This is a genomic window from Mesorhizobium sp. M7A.F.Ca.CA.003.01.2.1 (genome assembly GCF_003998945.1).
GTDB classification, from domain to species: domain Bacteria; phylum Pseudomonadota; class Alphaproteobacteria; order Rhizobiales; family Rhizobiaceae; genus Mesorhizobium; species Mesorhizobium ciceri.
In genome coordinates this window covers 1-5,937 of the sequence record NZ_RZRA01000283.1, presented here as the reverse complement: position 1 = coordinate 5,937, position 5,937 = coordinate 1, and the positions used below count along the sequence as shown (strand labels likewise).

General features: G+C 65.4%; 5 protein-coding genes. 2 read left to right on the top strand and 3 right to left on the bottom strand.

The annotated features are described in order from the left end of the window. Positions 1 to 9: 9 nt before the first annotated feature. On the bottom strand, positions 10 to 495 hold the full coding sequence (locus EN969_RS13740; protein ID WP_027162851.1) for a hypothetical protein: 486 nt from the start codon (positions 493 to 495) through the stop codon (positions 10 to 12). 220 nt (positions 496 to 715) lie between these two features. Between EN969_RS13740 and EN969_RS13735 the strand changes: the two genes are divergently transcribed. Beyond that, positions 716 to 1,081 carry a RidA family protein gene (locus EN969_RS13735; protein ID WP_063169591.1) on the top strand — a complete coding sequence of 122 codons (366 nt, stop codon included), beginning with the start codon at positions 716 to 718 and terminating at the stop codon, positions 1,079 to 1,081. Between the two features lie 26 nt (positions 1,082 to 1,107). After that, positions 1,108 to 2,343, top strand: a complete 1,236-nt coding sequence (locus EN969_RS13730; protein WP_063169590.1) for an amidohydrolase/deacetylase family metallohydrolase — start codon at positions 1,108 to 1,110, stop codon at positions 2,341 to 2,343. Positions 2,344 to 2,573: 230 nt separating this feature from the next. Here EN969_RS13730 and EN969_RS13725 read toward each other — a convergent pair whose 3' ends face one another. Together EN969_RS13725 and EN969_RS13720 are read right to left on the bottom strand one after the other, a co-directional pair. Continuing rightward, a complete protein-coding gene (locus EN969_RS13725; protein ID WP_063169589.1) occupies positions 2,574 to 4,361 on the bottom strand; it encodes an NAD(P)/FAD-dependent oxidoreductase in 1,788 nt (595 codons plus the stop codon). Between the two features lie 190 nt (positions 4,362 to 4,551). Further along, positions 4,552 to 5,496, bottom strand: coding sequence for a MurR/RpiR family transcriptional regulator (locus EN969_RS13720; RefSeq protein ID WP_127419183.1), 945 nt, complete (start codon positions 5,494 to 5,496; stop codon positions 4,552 to 4,554). Between the last annotated feature and the right edge of the window lie 441 nt (positions 5,497 to 5,937).

The window sequence follows — 5,937 nt, the reverse complement described above, 5'->3', positions numbered from 1 at the left end:
CAGCTGGCTCTAGCTGCCGAGCGGATGCGGCATGTAGCCGACGAAGCCTGATATCTTCCAGCTTCCGCCGACCTTGCTGCAGAAATACAGCGTCTGCCATTTCAGCCGGTCGACGCTGCCGTCCGCCTTGGCGACCGAGCCGTCGAACTTCTTGTGCAGCACGGCGCGGTCGCCGTCGACGTCGATGTCTCGCATGTTGGTGACGCGAAACAGCGCCTCGCGCAGCGGCTCGGCGAATTTGGTCGCCGCCGTCTCTTTGGCCTGGCGCAGCCATTCGTCGCGATAGACTTCGAGCCTTGGAAACTGCAGCCGCCAGGCGTCGGCGTTGTGCAGGAAATGCGCATGCATGCCGAAGAAACTCTCGGCGACGAAATCGTCCTCGACCATGGCCCAGTCCTGGCCGATGAAGGCGTCGATGTCGCGCCGCACCAGCATTTCCCAGAGCGCGTGGCGATCGGCATCGCCTGATGGAAACGGGTTCTTGTCGTAGGTCATTGCTGCTGTCTCCGCTCTGGCAAATCCGTCTATGCGGTGCGGCTTCCAAGCCGCCCGTCAGCGCGTACGATGCAAGGGCTCTTGTAATAAAGCAACGCAGATTTCCAAGAATGTTGCTTTCCAACAAGGCCCCTATGAGGATCGGCCGGATCGGCGTAAATGTCGATCGAAGCGGGCGCTGCAATGGCACCCCGTCCTGTCATCAGAGGAGGCTTGTCCCTTGCCGAAACAGTGTTTTGGAACGTCGCATGTGCCGTTGTCGCCCGCCGTGCGGGCAGGCGATCTCGTCTATGTCTCGGGCCAGGTTCCCGTCGGCAGCGACGGCATCGTGGTCAAGGGCGGCATATCGGAACAGACCGAGCAGGTGCTCGCCAACGTCAAGGCCGCGCTGGCGCTGGCCGGCTGCACCATGGACGATGTGGTGAAGACCACCGTGTGGCTGGAAGACGCGCGCGATTTCGGCGCCTTCAACGCGGTCTATGCCAGGCACTTTCCGAAGAACCCGCCGGCCCGCACCACGGTCGAATCGCGGCTGATGATCGATATCAAGATCGAGGTCGAGGCGGTCGCCTATCGGCCTCTGTAAGCAAAGCAACGAGCGGAGGTTACTCCATGCAATTCGACCTCCTGCTGAAGGGCGGACGGCTGATCGATCCGGCCGCTGGCCTCGACGCGCTGCGCGATGTCGCCATCGCCAATGGCCGCGTTGCCGCGGTCGACGCCGATATCCCGGCGGACAGCGCCGCGCAGATCGTCGATGCCGGCGGCTGCATCGTCACGCCGGGCCTGGTCGACCTGCACAGCCACGTCTATTGGGGCGGCACGTCGCTTGGCGTCGATGCCGACCGGCTGGCCGCCAAGAGCGGCACCACCACCTTCATCGATGCCGGCAGTGCGGGCGCCGGCAATTTCCTCGGCTTCCGCCGCCATGTCATGGAGCGCTCGAAGGTTCGCATCCTGGCCTATGTCAACATTTCCTTTGCCGGCATTTTCGGCTTCTCGCAGACGGTGTCGGTCGGCGAGTGCAGCGATCTCAGGCTCTGCGAACCGCGCGAGGTTGTGGCTGCGGTGCGCGAGCACCGCGATGTCGTGGTCGGCGTAAAGGTTCGCTCGGGCAAGCATGCCGGCGGCACCAGCGGCATCGCGCCGGTGGATCTGGCGCTGGAGGCCGCCGACCAGGCCGGCCTGCCGCTGATGGCGCATATCGACGAACCGCCGCCCGGCCGCTCGGAAGTGCTGCCGCGCCTGCGCAAGGGCGACATTCTCACCCATTGCTTCCGGCCTTTCCCGAATGCGCCGGTGTTCGCTTCCGGCGCGGTGCGGCCCGACATGCGGCTGGCGCGCGAGCGCGGCGTCATCTTCGACATCGGCCACGGCATGGGCTCGTTCGATTTCGCCGTCGCCCGCGCCATGCTCGAAGAAGGGCTGGCGCCCGACGTGATCTCGAGCGACGTGCATCTCTACTGCGTCGACGGTCCCGCCTTCGACATCCTCGTCTGCATGTCGAAGCTCCTGGCGCTCGGCATGCCGCTGGTCGAGGTCCTGCGCGCCGCCACGCAAGCGCCGGCGCAGGCGATCGCGCGGCCTGACCTGGGCACACTGGCCGTCGGCACGGTCGGCGACGTCGCCGTGCTCCGTCAGCGCCCGGGCCGCTTCACCTTCGTCGACGCGGTCGGCGCGTCATTGGTCGCCGATCAGAGACTGGTGTGCGAAGGCATCGTTATCGGCGGCACCTGGTGGCCGAACGAAGCGGTCAACGATGTCAGCGAGACTGAGCGGTTTGTGGCGCATGCCGCGCATACCCATGTCGAGGTTGCGGCGAGGCACTTTGGGCATCGGCACGACTAGCTGATCTCGCCAGCTTGTGCCTGTCTTGGGACTGTGCGCTTGGCGAATGGCTTCCCCCACTCCGTCGCTGCTTCGCAGCGCCACCTCTCCCCCCTCCGGAGCGAGAGGAAGGAGCCAAGGGCGGCGAACTCGCGCCTTCCTCTCCCTCGCCGATCTGTGTGGCGCCCTTCCTCTACCCCGTCGATCGGGGGAGAGGTGGCGAGCGAAGCTCGACGGAGTGGGGGTCGACTTTACCCGGCGTTGCTCACCGCCCCGTAAACCGGCGTCTCAATGCCTTCCATCCGCGCCTTGATCTGCAGCGCCACATATTTCGAATAGAAGCGCGACAGCGCCAGATTGCCGCCGTGGAACCAGAGCGCTTCCTGGGCGGTCGGCTTCCACATATTGCGCAGCTCGCCTTGCCAGGGGCCGGGGTCGCCCTTGACGCCGGAGCCAAGGCCCCAGCACGGGCCGACCTTGTCGGCGACTTCGCGCGAAACGATCGCGGCGACATTCTCGTTCATCGACTGATAGCCGGTGCAGGCGATGATGGCGTCGGCGGCGAGTTCACTGCCGTCCTCGAACAGGATGCCGCTCGGGGTCAGCGACTTGATGGCGACGCCGCTGCGGATGCCGATCTTGCCGTCGATGATCAGGTCGGAGGCGCCGACATCGATGTAGTAGCCGGAGCCGGTGCGGTAGGCCTTCATCAGAAGGCCGGTCTCGTCGTCGCCGAAATCGATGGCGAAGCCGGCGGCGCGCAAGCGGTCGTAGAAGGCCGCGTCGCGCGCCTTGATCACCTCGTAAAGCGCCTGCTGGCCCTTGGGCACCAGCGCGAACGGCGTCGAGGCGACGATCATGTCGGCCTTCTCGGTGGTGATGCCGCGCGACAGTGCGTCTTCCGAGAAGATCTCGAAGCCGACTTCCATCAGCGTGTCCGACTTGACCACTGTCGTCGGCGAACGCTGGATCATGGTGACCTCGGCGCCGCTCTCCCAGAGGTCGACGCAGACATCGTGGCCGGAGCTTGCAGCGCCAATGACGGCGACTTTCCTGCCGCGGAATTTGTCGCCGCTGGCATACTGGCTGGAGTGCAGCAGCTCGCCCTTGAACCGGCCGGCGCCCGGCAGATCGATCCGCCGCGGCGGGCCGTAGGCGCCGGTGGCGAAGACGATGTGCTTGGGCTTCAGCGTGATCTGCCGGCCGACGCGGTCGACGACCACGGTCCAGACTTTTTCGGCCTCGTCATAGCTGGCGCTGAGGCATTTGGTGGCGACCCAGTAGTTGAGCTCCATGACGCGCGTATACATTTCCAGCCAGTCGCCCATCTTGTCCTTGGGCGTGAACACCGGCCAGTTTTCGGGGAAGGGAATGTAGGGCAGATGGTCGTACCAGACCGGATCGTGCAGCACGAGCGTGCGGTAGCGGTTGCGCCATGAGTCACCCGGCCTGGCATTCTTCTCGATGACGATGGCCGGCACGCCGAGCTGGCGCAGTCGCGCCCCCAGCATGATGCCGCCCTGGCCGCCGCCGATGACCAGGCAATAGGGCTGTTCATCAGTGCCGAGTTCGCGCGTCTCGCGCGCCCGCGCCTCCGACCAGGTCTCGCGCTGGGGATCGGCCTTGTGGCGCACGCCGAGCGGCCGCGCCGCGCCCTTGCGCTCCTCGAAGCCCTTGAGGTCGGCCATCGCCGTGAACAATGTCCGGCAGCGGCCGTCGCGCAGCCGCATGATGCCCTCCCCCCTGGCCACCACGGTTTCGAAGCTGAACCAGGCCTCGATGGTGCCGTCGTCCGAGGTCGCCTCGCCGGTCAGCCGCCACGCGCTCGGCTTGGCCGTCGCCAGCGTCGTCGCCAGCATGTCGGCGATCGCCGCGCGGCCTTCCACGGTCGTGATGTTCCAGGTGAAGGTCAGGAGATCGCGCCAGTAGCAATCGTCGACGAAGAGGTTGCTCGCCGCCGCAGCGTCGCCGGCTGCGAGTGCCTGTGCCAGGGATTCGAGCCATGCGGCGGCCTGTTTCGTCGGTGCTATTTCGAGCATCTCTTTCCCTCTTTCGTTTCATGTCCGGCTTCCCTTCTCCCACAAGGGGAGAAGGTGGCCTCACGAAGTGAGGTCGGATGAGGGGTGCTCCAGCTTGGCGCCGACGGCACTCCGTCACCCACCCCTCAACCGTCTCGGCGCTACGCGCCGATCCACCTTCTCCCACAAGGGGAGAAGGAAAAGCGCAGCCCTAGTCTCCGAGCGGCTCCATCTCCTTGCCGGTGCGGTGGATCTGGGCGTTGTATTTGATGCGGCGCACCGTCTCGCGGGCCGAGCCGTCGAGCTTGTAGGCGGAGGCCACCGCCAGCAGGTCGATCGCCGCCAGAAAGGCGAAGCGCGATGCCGTCGGCTTCAGCGTGTCGGGATATTCCGGCACCGCCACCGTCAGCCTGACGTCGCAGGTGCGGGCGAGCTCGGTGTCGGGCGCGGTCACGGCGATCGCATTGGCGCGGTAATGCTTGGCGAGCTCGACGGCCTCGATCACCTCGCGGGTGCGTCCCGTCGCCGAAATGGCGATCACCAGATCGCCGGGCTTGAGCGTCGAGGCGGTCATGCGCATCAGATAGGGATCGCACTGGGCGCTGACTGTTATGCCGTAGCGGAACAGCCGGTATTGGGTTTCCTGCGCCAGCGCCGAGGAGCTGCCGCCGAGGCCGAAGACCGTGACCTGGCGCGCCTTGGCGATCAGCTCGGCGGCCTTCTGCAGCTGGGCCGGGTCGAGCTGCCGCTCGGCCTCCTGCAGCGCCCGGCGCGCCTCGCCGAACACGGCGTTCCAGAACGGCATGCCATTGTCATTGCTGACGGAAGGCGACTTGGCCAGGTAGAGCGCGCCGACGACGAGGCTCTGCGCCAGCTTCAGCTTGAAATCGCGCACGCCCTCGCAGCCGATGGCGCGGCAGAACCGGGTCACCGTCGGTTCGCTGACCCCGGCGCGCTGGGCAAGGGCGGCGTTGGAGGCGGCGACGGCATATTTGACGTCGTCGAGAACGACATCGGCGACACGCCGTTCGGCCGGGCGCAATTCGCTGTAGGAATCCTTGACCAGCGAGATGATGTCGGGGATGCGCCGGACAGGATCGCGTCTCTCGGTATCGGGGCCTGGAACAGGCTCGTCCTGGCTGCCAGCGTCGGTCATGGGGTCCTGGTCTTTCCCTGGGTTGCGAGGCTGTCGTCTTAGCATGTTTGCACGCCCTGGCTCCACGTGCCCGACCGGATCGCAACCGCAGCGTGTCGTTGGGGAAAGCTCACCTTCCTCCGTTCCTCTCCGGTCCGTGTCAGTTCCGAAGTATGTAGGAAAGCAACATGCATTTCAAGGCCGTAAAACCGACGGTAAAACAAGATGATAGGTATACTAATCGATTTTCGCGATACGGCCGCTATCGTCGGTGCTTGACAGGAAAGTAGGATAGTTACAGACTGATTTTCGCTGGGGATGAGCCAATGGATCATCGCGCAATCTTCCCGGGGGGCAGATGAACACGGGCGATGCAAAAAAGCCGAAGCTTGGCGTGCAGGCAGCCACCAAGATCTATCACACGGCCTCCGGCGACCTGCTGGCGCTGGACCGCTGCAGCCT

Excerpts from the sequence above, each read along its gene's own strand:
- EN969_RS13730 (WP_063169590.1), top strand. The coding sequence starts at position 1,108 with ATGCAATTCGACCTCCTGCTGAAGGGCGGACGGCTGATCGATCCGGCC.
- EN969_RS13740 (WP_027162851.1), bottom strand. The coding sequence starts at position 495 with ATGACCTACGACAAGAACCCGTTTCCATCAGGCGATGCCGATCGCCAC.
- EN969_RS13725 (WP_063169589.1), bottom strand. The coding sequence starts at position 4,361 with ATGCTCGAAATAGCACCGACGAAACAGGCCGCCGCATGGCTCGAATCC.
- EN969_RS13720 (WP_127419183.1), bottom strand. The coding sequence starts at position 5,496 with ATGACCGACGCTGGCAGCCAGGACGAGCCTGTTCCAGGCCCCGATACC.